Origin of the sequence: Rhizobium sp. YS-1r (genome assembly GCF_000757525.1) — a bacterium.
Classification (GTDB): Bacteria; Pseudomonadota; Alphaproteobacteria; order Rhizobiales; family Rhizobiaceae; genus Neorhizobium; species Neorhizobium petrolearium.
Genome location: NZ_JPYQ01000006.1, coordinates 248216 through 268195 on the forward strand (window position 1 = coordinate 248216; position 19980 = coordinate 268195).

General features: G+C 60.3%; 19 protein-coding genes. 11 read left to right on the forward strand and 8 right to left on the reverse strand.

What is annotated here, in order from left to right:
- Nucleotides 1–50: 50 nt before the first annotated feature.
- Together JL39_RS05675 and JL39_RS05680 are read left to right on the forward strand one after the other, a co-directional pair.
- On the forward strand, nt 51–260 hold the full coding sequence (locus tag JL39_RS05675) for a hypothetical protein (RefSeq protein WP_037147219.1): 210 nt from the start codon (nt 51–53) through the stop codon (nt 258–260).
- Nucleotides 261–486: 226 nt separating this feature from the next.
- Nucleotides 487–1515 carry a GlxA family transcriptional regulator gene (locus JL39_RS05680; RefSeq protein ID WP_037147222.1) on the forward strand — a complete coding sequence of 343 codons (1029 nt, stop codon included), beginning with the start codon at nt 487–489 and terminating at the stop codon, nt 1513–1515.
- Nucleotides 1516–1533: 18 nt separating this feature from the next.
- Here JL39_RS05680 and JL39_RS05685 read toward each other — a convergent pair whose 3' ends face one another.
- The 4 genes from JL39_RS05685 to JL39_RS05700 form a co-directional block, all read right to left on the reverse strand.
- A complete protein-coding gene (locus tag JL39_RS05685) occupies nt 1534–2142 on the reverse strand; it encodes a GGDEF domain-containing protein (RefSeq protein ID WP_052182692.1) in 609 nt (202 codons plus the stop codon).
- Between the two features lie 14 nt (nt 2143–2156).
- A complete protein-coding gene (locus tag JL39_RS05690; protein ID WP_037147225.1) occupies nt 2157–3008 on the reverse strand; it encodes a response regulator in 852 nt (283 codons plus the stop codon).
- Between the two features lie 154 nt (nt 3009–3162).
- Nucleotides 3163–5676 (reverse strand): FAD-dependent oxidoreductase, encoded by a 2514-nt coding sequence (locus JL39_RS05695; RefSeq protein ID WP_037147228.1) that lies wholly within the window; start codon nt 5674–5676, stop codon nt 3163–3165.
- Between the two features lie 142 nt (nt 5677–5818).
- Nucleotides 5819–8317 (reverse strand): mechanosensitive ion channel domain-containing protein, encoded by a 2499-nt coding sequence (locus tag JL39_RS05700; RefSeq protein WP_052182693.1) that lies wholly within the window; start codon nt 8315–8317, stop codon nt 5819–5821.
- Nucleotides 8318–8472: 155 nt separating this feature from the next.
- Between JL39_RS05700 and JL39_RS05705 the strand changes: the two genes are divergently transcribed.
- On the forward strand, nt 8473–8724 hold the full coding sequence (locus JL39_RS05705) for a GlsB/YeaQ/YmgE family stress response membrane protein (protein ID WP_037147231.1): 252 nt from the start codon (nt 8473–8475) through the stop codon (nt 8722–8724).
- Between the two features lie 92 nt (nt 8725–8816).
- Here the strand turns inward: JL39_RS05705 and JL39_RS05710 are convergent, their stop codons facing one another.
- The 3 genes from JL39_RS05710 to JL39_RS05720 form a co-directional block, all read right to left on the reverse strand.
- On the reverse strand, nt 8817–9374 hold the full coding sequence (locus tag JL39_RS05710; RefSeq protein ID WP_037147234.1) for a DUF924 family protein: 558 nt from the start codon (nt 9372–9374) through the stop codon (nt 8817–8819).
- A gap of 12 nt (nt 9375–9386) precedes the next feature.
- On the reverse strand, nt 9387–9878 hold the full coding sequence (locus JL39_RS05715) for a heme-degrading domain-containing protein (protein ID WP_037147236.1): 492 nt from the start codon (nt 9876–9878) through the stop codon (nt 9387–9389).
- A gap of 166 nt (nt 9879–10044) precedes the next feature.
- A complete protein-coding gene (locus tag JL39_RS05720; protein WP_037147240.1) occupies nt 10045–10407 on the reverse strand; it encodes a response regulator in 363 nt (120 codons plus the stop codon).
- Nucleotides 10408–10590: 183 nt separating this feature from the next.
- Here JL39_RS05720 and JL39_RS31905 point away from each other — a divergent pair, with 183 nt between their 5' ends.
- From JL39_RS31905 to JL39_RS05755, 8 genes are all read left to right on the forward strand, one after another.
- The gene (locus JL39_RS31905) at nt 10591–10734 is read left to right on the forward strand and encodes a hypothetical protein (RefSeq protein WP_161784738.1); all 144 of its coding nucleotides are present in this window, start codon (nt 10591–10593) and stop codon (nt 10732–10734) included.
- A 32-nt stretch (nt 10735–10766) separates the two neighbouring features.
- A complete protein-coding gene (locus tag JL39_RS05725; RefSeq protein WP_037147243.1) occupies nt 10767–12164 on the forward strand; it encodes a cytochrome c in 1398 nt (465 codons plus the stop codon).
- A complete protein-coding gene (locus tag JL39_RS05730) occupies nt 12161–12661 on the forward strand; it encodes a (2Fe-2S)-binding protein (RefSeq protein ID WP_037147246.1) in 501 nt (166 codons plus the stop codon). The genes JL39_RS05725 and JL39_RS05730 overlap by 4 nt, the downstream gene beginning before the upstream one ends.
- Nucleotides 12661–14913 (forward strand): molybdopterin cofactor-binding domain-containing protein, encoded by a 2253-nt coding sequence (locus JL39_RS05735; RefSeq protein WP_037147249.1) that lies wholly within the window; start codon nt 12661–12663, stop codon nt 14911–14913. Before JL39_RS05730 ends, JL39_RS05735 begins: the two co-directional genes overlap by 1 nt.
- Nucleotides 14914–15103: 190 nt before the next feature.
- Nucleotides 15104–15604, forward strand: coding sequence for a cupin domain-containing protein (locus JL39_RS05740; RefSeq protein WP_037147252.1), 501 nt, complete (start codon nt 15104–15106; stop codon nt 15602–15604).
- Between the two features lie 231 nt (nt 15605–15835).
- Nucleotides 15836–16216, forward strand: coding sequence for a hypothetical protein (locus tag JL39_RS05745; protein WP_152601055.1), 381 nt, complete (start codon nt 15836–15838; stop codon nt 16214–16216).
- An 88-nt stretch (nt 16217–16304) separates the two neighbouring features.
- Entirely contained in the window at nt 16305–18845 is a 2541-nt protein-coding gene (gene secD, locus JL39_RS05750; RefSeq protein WP_037147256.1) for a protein translocase subunit SecD, read from the forward strand.
- Between the two features lie 66 nt (nt 18846–18911).
- A complete protein-coding gene (locus JL39_RS05755; protein WP_037147258.1) occupies nt 18912–19349 on the forward strand; it encodes a YqaA family protein in 438 nt (145 codons plus the stop codon).
- Here JL39_RS05755 and JL39_RS05760 read toward each other — a convergent pair.
- Nucleotides 19336–19971, reverse strand: coding sequence for a TetR family transcriptional regulator (locus tag JL39_RS05760; protein WP_037147260.1), 636 nt, complete (start codon nt 19969–19971; stop codon nt 19336–19338). The genes JL39_RS05755 and JL39_RS05760 overlap by 14 nt on opposite strands.
- Nucleotides 19972–19980 lie beyond the last annotated feature (9 nt).

Genomic DNA, 19980 nt, shown 5'->3' on the forward strand with positions numbered 1-19980 from the left:
GCTCATTCTCCCAGTCTGCGCCGTCCATGAAATACCCAAGGAGAACTGCCATGACCATGATTACCTATCAGGAGAGCGATCGCTCCCGGTTTCGGCCGTCATCGTTCGCCTCGTTTCTACGCCCGGCTCTCTTTCTCATCCTGAAAGTCCGCAACGAACGCCGCCGCCGCCAGACGGAAAAGGTGCTTGAGGGCCTGCCCGCGGAGATCCGCAAGGATATCGGATGGCCGACGACCAATGCGGCAACCGATCGTAAATAACCTCCCGACGCACGGCCCGTACCGTTGATATGGCACGGGTCGTGCATTTCGGAGTGCCGTTCCGAAAGCCAATTCGGAAAGAGATCACGCCTGCGACCCGTCCGTGTCGCAAAAATATCATCGGCCTGTCGTCAAAAGCCCTTCTCCGCCTTATTTTTCCGTGTCAATGTCGCTTTTAAAGTATAAGCGGGCCGCAAAGTACGGCCATTGACAGGGGAATGAAAGCATGGATCTGACGAGCAAAAGCCCGATGAAGAAGCGTTCCCTGGTCTTCTTTCTCGTACCGCACTTTACGATGCTGCCTTTTTCGGCGGCTGTCGAAACCCTTCGCATTGCCAATCGCATGCTTGGTTATTCCGCCTATACTTGGCGGCTCTGTTCGGTCGATGGTGAGAAAGTCTATTCATCGAGCGGCATCGGCCTCGAAGTGAATTCGTCGCTCACCGACGAACGGCGCTACCTTTCCGGCGAAAACCGTCCGAACATGGTGATCGTCTGTTCTGGTATTTATGTCGAAGAATTCCGCAACAAGTCGGTGAATGCCTGGCTCCGGGAAACTTACAACCGCGGCATTGCGGTCGGCAGCCTCTGCACCGGCGCTCACGTGCTTGCACAGGCCGGCCTCCTGAACGGCAAGCGGTGCGCCATTCATTGGGAAAATCTCCCCGGTTTTGCCGAAGCCTTTCCGCAGGCGGAGGTCTATGCAGACCTCTACGAGGTCGATTCGAATCTCTATACCTGCGCCGGCGGCACGGCATCGCTCGACATGATGCTGAACCTGATCGGCCAGGATTTCGGCGAGAACCTCGTCAACCGGGTCTGCGAGCAGCAATTGACTGATCGGGTGCGCAATCCGCATGACCGCCAACGGCTTCCCCTGCGTGCCCGACTGGGCGTGCAGAATGCCAAAGTGCTGTCGATCATCGAACTGATGGAGAACAATCTCTCCGAGCCGTTGTCGCTGGTGGAGATCGCCGACGATGCGGGCCTTTCCCGTCGTCAGATCGAACGCCTCTTCCGCCAGGAGATGGGCCGGTCTCCGGCGCGCTACTATCTCGAAATCCGGCTCGATCGTGCCCGGCACCTGCTGGTTCAATCCTCGATGCCGGTCGTGGAAGTGGCGGTCGCCTGCGGCTTCGTTTCCGCCTCGCATTTCTCGAAATGCTATCGCGAGGTCTATAATCGCTCGCCGCAGCAGGAACGTGCCGAACGCAAGCTCAATACGAATACGTCACGCGCCGGCGTCGTGGTCTGAGCAATCGGGATCGGCCGGTTAGCTCGCGGCCTGCAATACAACCGTAAACTCCGAAAAGACCTGGTTGCGGCCAAGGCTCTTGGCCATAAACAGGAACTGCTCGGCGGCATTGAGATAGTTGTCAAATATCTCCGGGCCACAGACTTTCGCCAGGCCGATTGAAACGGTGACAGAGAAATCGCTGTCTCCGGCCACGAACCGCTTGGAAGCGATCCCCAGTCGTAGCTTCTCGCAAAAATCCATGGCAGCGGCGCCGTCGAGACCGATCAGGAACATGCCGAACTCCTCGTCGTCCAGGCGAGCATGCAGATGCCGGCTGCCCTGACAGGCAGCCTCGATCTTCGCGGCAATCGCCCTCAGCACCTGGCTGACGGTTTCCTCGCAGCAGGTCTCGTTCAGCCGTCGGAAATGATCGATATCGACAATGGCGACCGCGCAGGGAACCTCTTGCGACAGGCACGCCTCGACCAGAGGCCGACCGAGGCGATAAAACTCCTTCAGGGTCGGAAGTCCGGTCAAGGGATCGGTAGCCGGCTCCGTCGCTTCCAATTGCGCCCGAGATGGCGCAGCCCGACCATAGGTCAGATGCTCCGTTTCCCGGGTGTGATGGCTTTGATGATAGGGCATGCAAATCCTTGGGGTCAGGCTACGCTTTTGACTGCCGCCGGCTCCTTGAGCTTGGCCTGCATCGACCAAATCTGAACCAGCGTGTCCAGGTTCTGGTTGACGCGGCAGTAGAATTCCTCGTCGATGAAGGGCCGCAGCATGAAATCGTTACCTCCCGCCTTCAGGAAGCGGGCCGAAAGCAGCCGGTTGGAGGAAGACGAAACGCCGATGATCCTGAGTTCATGCGAACCGCGCACCGAGCGGATCCGGCGGGTGAGTTCGAAACCGTCGATATCCGGCATGTTGTAGTCGGTGACGACGAGACCGATATCCGGATTTTTCTTAAGGATTTCGAGCGCTTTGGCGCCGCTCTCGGCAACGCTGACCCGGAAATTGTAGCGTTTCAGGCGGCTCGACAGCAGCGCCCGGGCCGTCGGGCTGTCGTCGACGATCAGCACATGGTGGCGATGGTTGGTGAGGAAGCGGCAGACCGATTCCGCCAGCATTTCGACGGCAAAGACATTATCCTTCAGGATGTAGTCGACGATTTCCTTGGACAGCAGCTTGTCGCGGGTCGCTTCGTGGAACGTTCCGGTGAAGACGATGGTCGGGATCGACAGATCGATCAGGTATTCCAGCGCCTCGCCGTTTTCAGCACCCGGCAGATTGATGTTCGAGATCGCCAGCGTCACCGGCTCGGTGGAGCGGTCATAGGCAAGCTGCAGCTCTTCGAAATTGCGGCAGACCTCGACCTCGATGCCGAACAATTCCTTCAGCCGGGTACCGATCATCGAGGTAAAGACGTTGGAATCCTCCGCAAGCAGGATGCGGGAATTTGCCAGTGATTGGCCGGAATATTGCATCCCGGAAATGCCGAGGAATGTCATGACGCCCCTATCGATAAATACTGCCCCTCTGAGAACATTTGTACTGTGAACGGTTTGCAGAACCGTTAATCCGAGCACCGCTCCGGTCTCGAAAAGACAAGGGCGGCCCGGAGACCGCCCTTTAAAGTCAATGGTCTATTACTTTTAGCCCCTATCAGGCCCTGAGCGCCTCGTTCTCCGGATCGAACGGGCTTTCCGGGATGACGCTTGCATTATAGAGCGTGCCAAGGATCTTGATCTTCAGCTTCGTGCCAGCCACCGCATAGCCGGGCTTCACCATGGCAAGTGCCAGCGACTTGCCGACGCGCCAGCCATAGGCGCCGTTGGTGGCGCGGCCGATGAGTTCGCCTGTCTCGTCGTAGATCGCCTCGGAACCGCGGGCATCCACGTCGTTGGCGCCCTCGACCGCAAGCGCGCAGAAATTCCACCTGAGCCCCCTCTCCCTGTAGGAAAGCAGGCCTTGCTTGCCGAGAAAATCCTTGTCCGTCTTGATGAAGCGGTCGAGACCGGATTCGTAGGCATTGTACTCGATCGACATTTCGCGCGGGATCAGCCTATAGGATTTTTCGACCGACATGGAGAGCATGGCGCGGATGCCGAAGGGCTTGATGCCGAATTCGGCGCCCGCCTCCATCAGCTTGTCGAAGATGTAATTCTGCATCTCGATTGGATGATGCAGTTCCCAGCCTAGCTCGCCGACGAAATTGACGCGCAACGCATGGGCCGAGGCCGCCCCGACGGAAATCTCCCTGCCCGAAAGCCATGGGAAATCCTTGTTGTCCAGGCTCGTGCGGGTGAGTTTCTTCAGCACATCGCGGGATTTCGGACCGGCAAGCACCAGCACGCCGAACTTCTGGGTGATCTGCTGCAGGCGGACGGAACCGTCGCTCGGCGCGAGCTCGCGCAGATAATCGTGGTCATGCGCCTCGTAGGCGCCGGCCGAAACGAGATAGAAACGATCCGGCGCCCATTCATAGACGGTGAACTCCGAACGAACGCCGCCATCCCTCGTAAGCAGATGGCAAAGCGCGATACGGCCGCGTTTCTTCGGGATCGCATTGGCCAGGATCGCATCGAGCCATACACGCGCTCCGGGGCCTGAGACCTCCATCTTCGCGAAGGCCGACATGTCGAGCACGCCGACATTCTCATGTACGTTTTTAATCTCGTTGCCGACGTGATCGAAATAGTTCGAACGACGAAAGGACCATTTTTCGACGATCCTTCCATCGTCCAGCGGTGGCGCATGGTTGTGGCTGGTGATGACCTCGGCGCCGACTCCGAGTTCCTCCTTCGATACCTGGTAGCCTTCCGGTGCAAACCAGTTGGCACGCTCCCAACCATAGACGGAACCGAAAACAGCACCGAGTTTCTTGAGACGGTCGTAGACCGGCGTGGTTTTCAGGGGACGCGCGGCGGCACGCTCCTCATCGGGATAATGCATCGTGAAGACGTTGGCATAGGCCTCCTCGTTCTTCTCGATGAGGTAGCCTTCGGTGGCGTAAGGCCCGAAGCGGCGCGGGTCGACGCCCATCATGTCGACGGTCGGCTCGCCGTCGACGATCCATTCGGCAAGCTGCCAGCCGGCGCCGCCGGCCGCCGTGATGCCGAAGGAGTGGCCTTCGTTGAGCCAGAAATTTTTCAGTCCCGGCGCCGGGCCGACGATCGGCGAGCCGTCCGGCGTATAGGCGATCGCACCGTTATAAACCTTCTTGATGCCGACCTCTGCAAAAGCCGGAACACGCGCGATCGCGGTTTCGATATAGGGCATCAGCCGATCGAGATCCTCCTGGAAGAGCTCATATTCGCTGTCATCGGACGGGCCGTTGACGTAGCAGACCGGCGCGCCGACTTCATAGGGGCCAAGCAGCAGGCCGCCATTCTCCTCGCGCATGTACCAGGAGGAATCCGATTCGCGCAGGACCCCCATTTCCGGCAGGCCTTTCGCCTTGCGCTCCTGGATCGCCGGATGGGGTTCGGTAACGATATACTGGTGCTCGACGGGTATGACGGGAATGTTGATGCCCACCATCTCGCCCGTCTTGCGGGCGAAATTGCCGGTACAGGAGATGACGTGCTCGGCGGTGATTTCGCCCTTGTCGGTCGTCACCTTCCACAGGCCATCGGATTGCTGTTCGATCGCCGTGACGGTCGTATTGCGATAGATGGTGGCGCCGCGGTCGCGCGCGCCCTTGGCAAGCGCCTGCGTGAGATCGGCCGGCTGGATATAACCGTCGTCCGGATGCTGGATCGCGCCGAGGATGCCGTCGGTTTCGCAGAGCGGCCAGATCTCCTTGACCTCGTCCGGCGTCAGGATGTTGACTTTGACGCCGATCGTCTCGGCGATGCCGGCGTAATACATGTACTCGTCCCAGCGGTCCTTGGTACGGGCGAGACGGATGTTGCTGACATTCGCGAAACCGACATTCATGCCGGTTTCCTGCTGGAGTTCCTGGTAGAAGCGCACCGAATATTTATGGAGCTGGCCGACCGAATAGGACAGGTTGAAGAGCGGCAGGAGCCCGGCGGCATGCCAGGTCGAACCGGAGGTCAACTCCTTTCGCTCGATCAGGACCGCGTCGCTCCAGCCCTTTCTCGCCAGATGGTAGAGCGTCGAAACGCCGACCACGCCGCCGCCGATCACCACCGCCCGTGCATGTGTCTTCATGGAATGAACCCCTTTTCGGCCTCGTCCGGCCTTCACGATACTTTCGGGGACTATGCAATTCCAGCCGGCGGCCCAAACGCCTGATTACGACATTGCGACATCCAGCTCGCGACGATCGGTCGATGCCAGGTTTGAAGCCCTGTCAGATACCGCCACCGTCATCTATTTCCTCTAGTGAAACGGGCTTGGGACCATTCTTTGGTCGCGCAAGGATTGTGACATCCTGGCGGGGATAAGGTATCTCGATCCCCTCGGCGCGGAACCGTTTCAAGATGTTGGTGCGCACGGAATTTCGGATACGAATGCCATCCGACATGTCGGCAAGATGGAAGCGGAGCTCGAAATCGAGCGAGGAGCCGCCAAAAGCCATGAAATCCACGTGGGGACCGGGATTCTTCAAGACTTCGGGAATATCATCGACGATCTCCAGCAGTATCGCGATTACCTGTTCCGGATCGCTGTCGTAACTTACAGACACCGGGATCTCGGAACGCTGTATGCGGTTCTTGAGCGTCCAGTTACCGACCGGAGCATTGATCAGATCCGAGTTGGGAACGATGATCGCCTGTTGGCGGAAAGTCTCGATCTCGGTGGCGCGTACGGAAATGCGCTTCACAATGCCTTCGGTCGTTCCGGTGACGACAAAATCACCGACCTTGAACGGCCTCTCCACAAGCAGGATCAGGCCGGATACGAAGTTCGACACGATGTTCTGCAGACCAAAACCGATGCCGACTGAGAGCGCCGAGGCGACGAGCGCGAAGCTCGACAGGTCGATGCCGGCAGCCGAGACGCCGATGATGACCGCAAGCCCGACACCGAGATAACCGATGCCGGTCCTCACCGAATTGCGAACGCCGAGATCGACCTGGCTGCGGGCCAGCACATTGCCGTCGATCCATCTCTGCACCCAGCGCGTGACGACAAAGCCAACGCCGAAAAGCAGCAGGCCGCCCAGGATGCCGACGATCGAGATCGAGATATTACCGACGCGGATTTCGGTGAAGAAGCTGAATATCCAGGCTTCGATATCGGCAATCTGGAACCCCCACGTCAGCAGGATCAGCGGGATCCCCAAGAACAGGGCGAAGGCATAGACGCCAAGCCCCGCGACGAGTCCCGCCTGATCGAGCGCCACTTCGTTGAAGTGGAAGCGTTCGGCAAGCCTGCGCCCTGCGGCCGTCGCAGTAAACGAGCCCTGCTTCGAGATCGCCTTGCCGGAAAGAAGTCCGATATAGATGAGGACGATGACGGCGCCGGTCAGCACGATCTGGGTCGAGGCGAAACGTGCGAGCCCTATGTAGCCGGTCAAAACCGAAAGAATGAGCAAACCGCCCATCAGCCGGAGCAGTAGAGGAAAAAAACGTGGCCAATCATGCCCCGGCCCGTCCGGGTCCTCTCCCTCGACGAGCCTCGGCTTGACGAAGGAAATTGCGATCAGCATCAGACCGACGATGACCGAGGCAAGCAGGCTCTTGACGATGGTGAGCACAAGCGGCGAATTGAGCGCCTCGCTGATCGCGCCGAGCAGATAGTCGAGCCCGTTGACGATCGCCATGGCGAGCACCGCTATCGTCAGCCGTCGTGCGCCGCGATTGGTGAGGCGGACCAACCGCCATTGCGGCTCTCCGGGAGCCAGAACGCCATAGGTGAGCTTCGAGACGAAATAGACGAACCAGACGAATCCGAAGAAAGTAGCAATGATCGGTGAGACGTCCGGCCGAAGCACATTGAAGCCGTCCAGGAACAGGAAGGATGCGACGAGGAAGGACGCAAGCGATATCGTCTGAATGACGGTAGACCAGAAGGCGACTGACAGGCGTCGGATATAGGATGGCGCCTCCTGCCCGTCGCGGCGGATGAAGCGACCGAATATTCGATACCCGCCGGAGAGAAAGAGCATGCCCGCGCCGAGCGATAACGCGATGGCGCCGAGCAATTGCAGCTTCTTGTATTTCCAGACGAAGCTGATCCAGCTTCCGAAGGTGGAACCGAAATTCCGAACCTCGGCGACGAATGCCGATCCGGCATCCGCGAACAATTCGCCCGATAATTCGGTGTGGCGGAACAGCGTTTGGGCAAATAGCGTGCGACGCAGATTGGTGATCGAGTTGGCAAGCTGGGTCGCGCCGTTCGACAGGGTGCCGGCATCGTCGACGATGATGTTGAGTTCCGAACGCTCGTTGAGCAGCCGGCCGCGTTCTTCCGTGACAGCCGGTGCCTCCGAAGCCTGGCCGGCGGGCGGCGGGTCCCCCAGGCTCGCGAGACGCGACTGGATCTGCTCGATCCGCGTCCGCATCGCGTCGGAAATGACATTCATCTCTTCGACGATCTTTTCGGCCTGAACCCTGAGCTCCGCCAGGCGTGCGTCGTCGCTGGAATCTTCCTGCACACGGCTGCGGAAGGTATCGAGCTGCCGGCGTATCGCTTCGATCTTGGCCTTCATGTCCGCATTGATCGAGTCGATCGTGACAGCCGACTCGAGTTGTGGCTGAGGCTGCTGTAGCATTTGCGCGCCGGCAGACGACGGTAGACACAGCGCCGACGCGATGATCGTGAGCAGCAGAATTGTGACAATCGCGCGGGCCGCGCACGCGATTGTCGAAGGTCCGGTCGTGGAAGGTGCCAAATCGGTACTCATTGTCTTTCGATCAGATTCGTGCCGCGAAAATAGAGGGACTTCGCGGCGAAGAAAAGGAAGCCCGCCTTTCCCGCACCTGGAATTGGAACAATCACATGGAACCTGGAACATTTCCGTGCGTTACCTTTTGCCAATATCAAACAGGAGGGTAAAATATGGAAGGTGCAGGGGTAGGCTGGATCGCGGCCATCATCATCGGCGGCATTGCGGGCTGGCTCGCAGAACAGTTCATGAAGAGCAATATGGGCATCCTCATGAACGTCCTTCTCGGCATCGTCGGTGCTATTATCGCCAATGCCATCCTTGGCGTTTTCGGAGTCGTGCTCGGTGGTTGGATCGGGTATCTGATTGCCGGTTTCGTAGGCGCCTGCATCCTGATTGCGGTCGGGCGGGCAGTACGACGCTAGTATCCCGATTCCAAATCTATCGTTCGAAATAGATCAGGTATTGTATTTCATACCATCGGGCCTGAAAGTCATCCTCATTTAGCCTGCTGACATCAGAAACCGGCGCCGGGCCTGGAAAGATATTCGAGCTCGGCGGCGGTGGATTCCCGCCCCATGAGCGAATTGCGGTGCGGGAAACGGCCGAACTCACGGATCACCGACCGGTGACGTTCGGCGTAATCCAGGTATTCCTCATCCCCGAGCAGCGTGAACAGTTCGACCGAACGATCCTGTTCGGCAAGATTCTCGGCATGCTCGAAGGGCAGATAGAAGAAACCCCGCTGCTCCGGCGGCACCGCCATGTCGGCGCCGATTTCGATGGCTAGCTTCGCCTCCCTCAGCGCCAGCCAATCGGTCGCAAAGGCAAGCGGCGTGCCTCTGTAGATGTTGCGCGAAAACTGGTCGAGCGCGATGACGGCAGCAAGCCGGCTCTGCGGCGAGGCCCGCCACAGGTCGAATTCACCGCGGGCGAGCGAGAGATGCGTGGGCGCGAAATGCCTGCGCATGGCTTCGTCCAGCGCCTCGTTCTTCTCAAACCAGTCCTTGCGGGTCAGTTCCTTGAACCAGAACGAGAATACTTCCTCGGGCGTCTTGATGTCCGTCTTTGCCATGGAGCGATCTCCTCAGTCGAGGCGAAGCAGGGAAATATCCTTGCCGAGCATGCGGGCAAGCGCCTCGACGACCAGATTGTGGTCCTCCCGCTGCGGCAAACCGGAAACCGTCACCGCGCCCACGCAGCCGACGCCGGCGACCGTGATCGGAAAGCTGCCGCCATGGGCAGCATAGTCGGTGGAAGATAATCCGAATTTCTCTTGGAGCGTTGCCTCTTGCTGTGCCAGCTTCCGGCCGATCGCATAGCTCGACTGGAAGAAACGAAGCACAAGGTTGCGTTTGCGGCGAACCCAGCCCTCATTGTCCGCCGTGGATCCCGGTAGCGCTGCATAAAAGGCCGGCATGGAATGCAGCCGCACGTCGATTGCAATACCCAGCCCCCGTTCCGTCGCCATATGGCGAAGAAGCGATCCAAGGTCCCAGGCGGTGGAAAGGTCAAAGCGGTCGAAGACGAGTGCCCTCTCCTGTTCGGCGATCTTCGCGATATCCTCTTCGATGGCCATATCCGTCGTCCTCCGCTTCCGGCAGCGGGGGCATTGATGCCGCCAAAGCGGCCGAAAGTAAAGTTCTGCCGCCTCTTCCGCGGGGGCAGATTTCCGCACCATGGAGAAGGCGCCAAGGTTCGTAGACAGCGAAGCCGATCCCCGCTGACCGCCGGATCTCAGGGCATCAAGGCATGAGTTCGTGTATCGAGGAAAGCAGCTTTTCGTGCTGGTAGGGTTTCGGCAGGAAGAGCGTATTGGCCGGCAAAAGCATCGGATCAAGGTTGACCACGCCGGACGTGATGATGATGCCGACACTTGGACGAATGGCACGGACGCGTCGGGCAAGCTGAATGCCGTCCATGGAGCCGGCCATGTCAACGTCGGTGAAGACGATGTTGATGTCGGAACGGTTGCGGAAAAGCACCATTGCCTCGTCGGCATTGCCGGCTTCCAACACCGTGTGGCCGACGTCCTCCAATGCGTCGAGCGTGGTGAAGCGGATCAGCGGCTCGTCCTCGACGATGAGGACAACAGCTCTCTGCGGCATGGGGGTCTCCTTAAGATCCAGGCCCGGCGAAATCCGGAAGTGCCAGGGCCCCTGGACACGCTTCGGCCTGCGCTCCGAGCGCCATATAAGTGAGATGCCGATCGACGGCAAGCACTAGGACTGCCCGTAAAAAAGACTGCTTGAGACATCAAGGTTGCGGCTTCGGTGTCTTGTCGGGATTGAATGATGGATAATGGTGTTCGACAAAGTGTAATTTTCCGCTGGGACAACATGCTGATCCGCCAGTGCCGTTTGCGTGGGCAGGATTTCAAATTTGCGCCAAAAAAACTTGCTTTTGATCAAGAAAAGGAACTCAATACTGTCTGACTGTCATACGGCGGCCAACCCGAGGCTTCAGCATGCGATTCCTTCGTCTAATTTCATTACTGTTGACGGTGGCGGTGATTGCCGCCGTCGGATTTCTTATGATTGGATGGCGGTCGGAAATTCCTCCGGATGATAGGGCGGCAAGCACACCGTATCCTCCCGATCTCGTCGCCAAAGGCGCACAGCTTGCCGCAGTCGGAAACTGTATCGCCTGCCATACCAAGCCCGGTCAGGAGGCATTTGCGGGCGGACTTCCGATCCCCACGCCGTTCGGTACGCTTTATTCCACCAACATCACGTCGGATCCGGAGACCGGGATCGGCCGCTGGAGCGAAGCGGCCTTCGTCCGCGCCATGCGCGAAGGTGTCGATCGGCAAGGCAATCATCTTTATCCCGCCTTTCCCTATGACCATTTCACCTGGGTGACGGACGAGGACAACAAGGCGCTTTACGCCTTCCTGATGACCCGCAAGCCGGTGAAGGCAACCGCACCGGAAAACGACCTGAAGTTTCCGCTTCAATTCCGTCCGCTGCTCGTCGGCTGGAATATGCTCTTCTTCCGGGAAGGCGTGATGCAGCCGGATCCATCGCAAAGCGAGGAATGGAACCGCGGCCGCTATCTCGCCGAAGGACTCGGGCACTGCGGGGCCTGTCATACGCCCCGAAACGCATTCGGGGCCGAAGACAGAAATCATCATTTCGCAGGCGGAGAAGCGGAAGGCTGGCAGGCCTATGCGATCAACGCCGATTCGAAATCGCCCATTCCCTGGACGGTCGACAGCATCGCCTTCTACCTACGCAACGGCTGGCATGAGCTGCATGGCGTTTCGCGTGGCCCGATGGCGGAAGTCACCGGCAATCTCGGCCTCCTGCCCGACAGCGATATACGTGCCATTGCGACCTATATCGCTTCCGTCATGGGCGAGCCGTCGCCGGAGCGCAAAGAGAGGGGCGAGCAATTGGTCCGGAGTTTCGGCAAGGGGGGCGCCGACATTACGACTGCCTCGCTCGACGAAAACAAGGCTTCCGCCGATCTCGCCGGACATCCAGGAGCCGCAATCTACGGCGCGGCCTGCGCAACTTGTCATGAGAGCGGCAGGGCGCAGCCCTTCGGCGGCCTGAACTTCACGCTCAGCACGGCCGTCAATTCGCCGAATCCGCAGAATATTATCAACGTGACGCTGTTCGGCCTGCCGCCGGCAGATGGCCAACTGAGCGCTATCATGCCGGCCTTCGGCAATACGCTTGACGACCAGCAGGTTGCCGACCTCCTCGGTTATCTGCGTGAACGTTTCTCCGATCAGCCGGCGTGGTCCGGACTGACCGATCTCGTTGCAAAAACCCGCTCCGGCGAGCATCCAGTCACCGTACTGCCCTCCGACGGGATTGAAAGAGCGCCAAAGAATGTCGGCGCCAAGGAGCAAAAATGACCATCACAGTCAACGTTAATGGACAGAAGCATCAGGTCGATGCGGAGCCGGACACGCCGCTCCTTTACGTGCTGCGCAATGATCTCGAACTGAATGCAGCGAAATATGGCTGCGGGCTCGGGCAGTGCGGCGCCTGTACCGTCATGATCGACGGCAAGGCGGCACTTTCCTGCGTCACCCCGTTATTGGTCGCCGAGGGACGCGAGATCACCACAGTGGAAGGCCTCGGCACGATCGACAATCCCGGCCCGATTCAGCGAGCCTTCATCGAAAAACAGTCGGCACAATGCGGCTACTGCATTGCCGGTATGATGATGAGTGCGGCCGCACTTCTGAAGCAGAACCCGAAGCCGAGCGACGATGACATCCGCTCCGCCCTGCGCACCAATCTCTGTCGTTGCGGCACTCACATGCGCATCATGGCCGCCATCAGGCGGGCCAGCGAACTGATGGAAGAAGCAGCTCTTCCGGCTGCCACGAACAGGAGTGCCGGCTGATGGATACGTTCAACAAGGCCGAAATCACCCGCCGCGGCCTGCTTGCGGGCACCGGCGCCCTCGTCGTCAGCTTCTCGGTTGCCAATGCGCTCGCGCAAGAGCCGGCACAGCAGCCGGCTGCCCCTGCCCCGGCCAAGCCGCCGGCACTTCCGGGTAGTCTGAATACCAACCGGTTTCTCGATAGCTGGATCCGTATCGACGCTGATGGAGCGATCACTGTTTTCACCGGCAAGGCCGAACTCGGCCAGGGCATCCGTGCGCCGCTGATCCAGGTGGCTGCCGAAGAGCTCAACGTGGAACCGAAAGACATCACCCTCATTGGCCCCGATACCGCGCAGACCCCGGACGAAGGGTTCACTGCCGGCAGCCAGTCCATGCAGAACAGTGGGACGGCGATCCGCAACGCTTCCGCACAGGTGCGAGAGCTGCTGATCGCCCGGGCGGCAACACAATGGAACCTGCCGGCTGAACAGCTCAAGGCGGAAGGGAAAACCATCGTCGCGCCGGATGGCCGCTCGATCGGCTACGGTGCGCTGGTCGCGAACCAGTTTTTGCATGTGGAAGCACAGCCGCAATCCAGGTTGAAGTCACCGGACCAGTTCAGCGTCATCGGCCGCGACCTGCAGCGCCTCGACATTCCGGGCAAGGTGACGGGCGGCGTTGCCTATGTTCAGGATTTGAAGCTGGACGGCATGGTGCATGCCCGCGTCGTGCGTCCACCGAGCTACAGCGCCACGCTGAAGAGCCTGGATGCCGGGGCAGTCGAGGCGATGCCGGGCGTGATCTCCGTCGTCCGCGATGGCAATTTCCTCGCTGTCGTCGCTGAAAAGGAATACCAGGCGATCAAGGCCATGCGTGCGCTTCAGGCGGCGGCACAGTGGGATGAGCCGGCCAAGCTGCCGGATCAGGCGACCCTTCCGTCCGAACTCGTTGCGCTGGAGGGTGATGTCGGGACAGTTGCGGAGTCCGGAACATCCTCCTTCCCGAACGGCCCGACCTTCGAGGCGACCTTCACCCGTCCCTATATCATGCACGGCTCGATCGGCCCCTCCTGTGGCATTGCCCTTATGAAGGACGACGGCACGATGGACGTCTGGTCGCATACGCAGGGTGTCTTCCCGGATCGCGAGGCGATCGCCCAGATGCTTGGGCTTCCCGAAGACAAGGTGCGGGTCATCCATATGGAGGGCTCCGGCTGCTACGGCCATAACGGCGCCGACGATGCCGCAGCCGACGCGGCACTGATCGCCAGCAAAATACAGGGCCGTCCGATCCGTGTTCAATGGATGCGCGAGCAGGAGCACGCCTGGGAGCCCTATGGTCCCGGTATGGTGACCAAGATCAGGGCTTCGGTCGGGCCGGACGGCAAGATCGACAACTGGACCTACGACCTGTGGAGCAATTCGCACAGCACGCGTCCGGGTGATGCCGGTTCGCTTCTGGCCGGCCGGACCAAGAGCAATCCCACGCCGCTCAAACCACCGAAGCTCTCGATCAGTCCCAGCGGCAATGGCGACCGCAATGCCGACCCGCTCTATGCCATCCCGAACCGGAGGATCCTCTGGCATTTCCTGCCTGAGATGCCGCTTCGCGTTTCGGCGTTGCGCGGTCTTGGCGCCCAACCGAACGTCTTTTCGATCGAAAGCACAATCGATGAGCTGGCGATCGCGGCAAAGGCCGATCCGGTCGAATTCCGGCTGAGGCACCTGACAGACAATCGCGCTGCCGACGTCGTGAAGCTGGCCGCCGACAAGTTCGGCTGGGGCAAGAGCGAAGTGCCTCGCGACCGCGGCGTGGGCTTTGCCTTCGCACGCTACAAGAACCATGCGGCCTATCTGGCGGTCGCATTGGAACTCAGCGTTGAGCCGGAGACTGGACGCGTCCGGGTCATCCGTGCGGCCTCGGCGATCGACAGCGGCCAGGCGGTCAATCCGGATGGCATCAGGAACCAGACGGAAGGCGGCATCCTGCAATCGATCAGCTGGACGCTTTACGAGGCGGTCACCTTCGACCGGACGCGCATCACCAGCACCGACTGGTCGAACTATCCGATCATGCGCTTCGCAAGCGTGCCGGATAGCGTCGAAGTGCATGTCATCGATCGGCCCGGAGCGCCGTTCCTGGGAACCGGGGAAGCCGCCCAGGGTCCGACCTCCGCCGCCGTCGCGAATGCGATCCGCAACGCAACCGGCAAGCGGCTCGTCGACCTGCCGTTGACGCGGGAGCGGGTAAAGGCCGCGATCGGAGCCTGACGATGTGCTGAATTGAGGCGGCGAGGTCAGCTTTTCGTCACCAAGTCTTTGACTTTTGTCGCGTTCCCATTGAACATGTTCCCGAAGCAAAGCTACGTGGGCTCCCAGCCGGCATGACGCCGGTCAGGGGCTCGCGGACCCCCTTCTCGCGAGAGTTGGTGAGCCCCGTCCCAGTCACTGAGAGCAAGCCTTGAGCCACGATCACGACGATCATCATCAGCACGGTCATGACGACCATTCCCACGTCGACTGGCGCGAGAATGGCGTGAAGGTCATCCCCGGCAATTCGCTCGATCCGAACACGGCTCAGACGCCCGGCATGAATCGGGCGACGGCGATCAACAAGGCGCGCGCAGGCGCGGAGAAGATCTGGGCCGGCACAGTGACGATCCATGCCAACGCCAAGACCGGGGCTCATCATCATGGTGATCTCGAAAGCATCATCTATGTCCTAAAGGGCAAGGCTCGCATGCGCTGGGGCGACAATCTCGAATATGTTGCCGAAGCCGGCCCGGGCGATTTCATCTATGTTCCGCCCTACGTGCCCCATCAGGAGATCAACGCCAGCCGAGATGAAACGCTCGAATGCGTTCTGATGCGCTCGGGTCAGGAGCCGGTCGTCGTGAACCTGGACATCGAGCCGGTCGAAAAGCCGGAGGAGGTTCTGTGGAAGGACCCCATTCACAAATAGCAACGTTACGTTAGCGGGATGTATCCGCTCGAAGAGAGCGCAGATTTCCGACCCGAGATGGTTTGAGCATTGCTAAAGCCGCCGCAATCCTGGTTTACCGAAGCCTCACTGGAGATTGACCGCTTCGAGGCTGTCCTTTAGAAGGCGGCATTCCGTTCCGAAGCAGGCGCTTCGGGATCTTAGAACGCTCCGGAGCTGATACGGATGGCGCTGTTCCCGCCGGACAAGCGTATGAAACGCGGACGTGATGAGGATAGCCTCCTGTCGCGCTGGCCGGTCCTTGCCGCGGCGCTTCTGATCGCCGCGCTCTTCGGTCTGCTTTCGGGTGTTGTCAAGGACGCGCAATTTCCACGCGGCATCCAGTCCGCCGACAAGGGTACCGATGCTCCGCATCTTTCCAAGCGGGAGCCGCTCAGGTCGCTTGTCGCGACAGACCGGAAAGAGGGAACCAGCGCCCAGTCGACGAGCGCCGACGGTGCGCTCGTCCCGGGTTCCGCAGAAATAACATTCCCGTTCCATGCTTCGGCTATCACGCCAAATCCCTCGTCCGATCCGGCCGCTTTTGCATTTTGGCCGGGATCTCTACCGCGCGCGCCGCCTGTCCGCGCCTGAGGATATCGCGCCTCGGCGCATTTACGACATGAGCGTTCTCGCCCCTCACCGCCTGGAAGCGTGACACGGGCCTAGCAGGATTAAAAACATGAGAAATTCCCCATGGTTGGTGGCGAGCTATGCGCTCATCATCTTGATCGGCGTTCTGGTGGCGCTGCCGAATGTCATTCCGCAGTCCACGCTCGACCGCCTCCCTTCGTGGCTGCCGCATAGCCGTGTTTCGCTCGGCCTCGATCTGCGTGGCGGCTCGCATCTGGTCCTGGAAGTCGATCGCGCCGACTTGATCAACGAACGCGTCCAGAGCCTGTTGCAGGATGCCCGCCGTGTGCTGCGCGACAAGAACATCAACACCTCGGCGATCCGACGTTCAGGTGACACGATCACGGTCGCGCTCCGCGACCCCGCCCAGCGCGATGCAGCGGTGACCGAGTTGCAGACGCTTGCCAACCCCGTCGGCCTCGGGACGACCGTTGGCGGCAGCGACCTTTCAATCACCACGCCCTCCGACAACACGATCTCGATTGCGCAGACCGAAGCCGGCATCAATTCCCATATCAGCGCCGCCGTCGACCAGAGCCTCGAGATCATCCGCCAGCGCGTCGACCAGGTGGGTGTTGCCGAACCGACGATCCAGCGCGTCGGCTCCGACCGCGTCCTCGTCCAGCTTCCGGGTGAGCAGGATCCGTCGCGCCTTCGCCAGCTTCTCGGCTCGACCGCCAAGATGAGCTTCCATCTGCTTGGTCAGCAAGGCGAATCTGGGGTCACCATGCTTGCCGATGAGGAAGGCAATCAATATCCGGTGCTCGACCGCGTCGAGCTCTCCGGCGACCGCCTGACGGACGCCCGCGCCGCCTTCGACCAGCAAACCAACGAGCCGGTCGTCAATTTCCGCTTCGATTCGGCAGGCGCCAACCGCTTCGCCCAGATCACACAGCAGAATGTCGGCCGCCCCTTCGCGATCGTGCTCGACAACAAGGTGCTGAGCGCGCCAGTCATCCGCACGCCGATCACCGGTGGTTCCGGCCAGATTTCGGGCGGATTTACGGTCGAGGAAGCCAATACGCTCGCAGCTTTGTTGCGGGCCGGCGCCCTTCCGGCCAAGCTCACCGTCATCGAAGAGCGCACGGTCGGCGCTGACCTGGGTTCCGACGCCATCGAAATGGGCATCTTCACCGGCCTCATCGGCTTCGGCCTCGTCGTCGCCTTCATGCTGTTCCTCTACGGAACATGGGGCATCCTCGCCAATGTCGCGCTCTTCATCAACGTCATTCTCACCTTCGCGGGCCTGACATTGATCGGTTCGACGCTCACGCTTCCCGGTATCGCCGGTATCGTGCTCGGCATCGGTCTTGCGGTGGACGCCAACGTCCTCATCAACGAACGCATCAAGGAAGAGACCCGCAAGGGCCGCAGCGCGTTTGCGGCGATCGACGCGGGCTTCAAGCGCGCCTATTCGACCATCGTCGACAGTAACGTCACGAGCCTGATCGCAACCGTCCTTCTCTTCTGGTTCGGCTCCGGTCCGGTGCGCGGCTTCGCCGTCACCATGGGCCTCGGCATCATGATCTCGATGTTCACGGCCGTTTCCATCGTCCGTGTCGTGATGATCTTCATCGCCGCCCGCCGCAAGCTGAAGAAAATCGACATCAAGCCGCTGCTGCCGATCAAACTGGTTCCGGACGGCACGCATATCCACTTCATGAAGGGCCGCTTCGTCGGTATCGGCGTCTCAGCCTTTCTCTCGATTGCCTCGATCATTCTCTTCATCACGCCGGGCCTGAATTACGGCGTCGACTTTCGTGGCGGTATCCAGCTTGAGGTGACGACTCAGAACCAGACGGATCTGGCGGCCTTCCGCTCCGGTCTCGACGAACTCGGTCTCGGCGAGGTCGCGCTGCAGGAATTCGGCAGCAACAACCGCGTCCTCGTCCGCGTCGAGCGCCAGCCGGGCGGCGAACAGGCGCAGACCGAAGCCGTCGAGAAACTCAAGGCGGAAGTGGTCAAGATCGATCCCACTGCCAAGGTGGAGCGCACCGAAGTCGTCGGACCGAAGGTGAGCGGCGAACTCGCCACAGCCGGTGTCCTGGCTGTCGTGTTCGCCTCGCTCGCCATGCTGGTCTACATCTGGGCTCGGTTCGAATGGCCCTTCGCCGTCGGCGCAATCGCAACCCTCGTTTTGGACGTGACGAAGACGATCGGCTTCTTCGCGCTGACCGGTCTCGACTTCAACCTGACCGCCATCGCGGCTCTGCTGACACTCGTCGGTTACTCGGTCAACGATAAGGTCGTCGTCTATGACCGCATGCGCGAAAACATGCGGCTCTACAAGAAGATGCCGCTGCGCGAACTGATCGACCTATCCATCAACGAAACGCTTGCCCGAAGCCTGTATACCTCGGCGACAGCCTTCCTCGCCATGTTGCCTATGGCGATCTGGGGTGGCAGCGCGGTGGAAAGCTTCGCAATCCCGATGGTATTCGGCATCGTCGTTGCGGCCTCTTCGTCGGTCTTCATCGCGGCTCCGATCCTGCTGTTCCTCGGCGACTGGCGCACCCGCCGCAAGGCCCAGCAGGCCCAAGCTGCCGGTGAAACAGCTATCGAGGATGGCGAACGCGCCAAGCAGGCCTGATCTGCCGGGCTCAGAAAATGGCACGGGGCGGATCTCCATCCGCCCCCTTTTTATTGAAACTCTCCCATGTTTGATTTTGCCGCCTATGCCGGCCTTTTTTCCGCAGCTTTCGTCGCCGCCACCATCTTCCCGATGCAGTCGGAAGCGATCCTTGTCGGCCTGATCCTGTCTGACCGGTATTCACTCGCGGGATTGTTTCTCGCGGCTTCGGTGGGCAATACGCTCGGAGCAACTGTCAACTGGTTCATCGGCCGCGGCGTCGAGCAATTCCGAGACAGACGCTGGTTTCCCGTCACTCCCGAAAAGCTCGACCGGGCGCAGGTCTGGTATCGGAGATATGGAAAATGGTCGCTGCTTCTGAGCTGGCTGCCGATCGGTGGCGACGCGATCACGGTCGCGGCGGGCGTTCTGAAAGAACCCCTGCCGATCTTCCTGATCCTCGTCTTCATCGGCAAGTCCATACGGTATCTGGTGCTGACTGCAGCCACGCTCAGTCTGATCTGATCTGCAGTCCTTCGCTGCCGAAGTCGATGAGAGTCTTCCAGAAGTCGGCGAAGAACCGGTGCGCGAATGTTTCCAACGAGCCACCTGGAGGCTGCGCGGCCCACCGCTCGCTTGCCACCCGCAGCGCGCCGATCACCACGGCTGCCAGAAGCCGCAGGCGCTCGCTCTCTTCTTCGCTGCGGCTGCGGGCTTTCAGAGCTTCCGTAAGCTTCGCTTCGAGCTTGGCATATTTGAACTGATCGCGGGCATTGAGCACCGGCGTGCGCCGGATCAATTCGCCAAGCCTGAGCGCTCTCTCGTCGGCGGCTGAAACGATGGCGCTTGTCAAACCGTACTGCACGGCCTTGACCACCGGTTCGTCCACCGGACGGGAGGCGATTGCTCTCATCAGATGCTCCGCAAACCCGTCCTGCCAGGCGAAGACAACGTCTTCCTTCGAGGGGAAATAATCGAAGAAGCTGCGCTTGGAGACATCGGCGCGTTCGGTGATGTCCTCGACTGTCGTGACTTCGAAACCGCGCTCCAGGAACAGGCTGATTGCTGCCTGTTCGATACGCTCGCGGGTCTGCCGGCGTTTGCGTTCGCGTCTACCTTCCGTTTCCCTGCCAGTCGCCTTCGTCATTTCATCCGA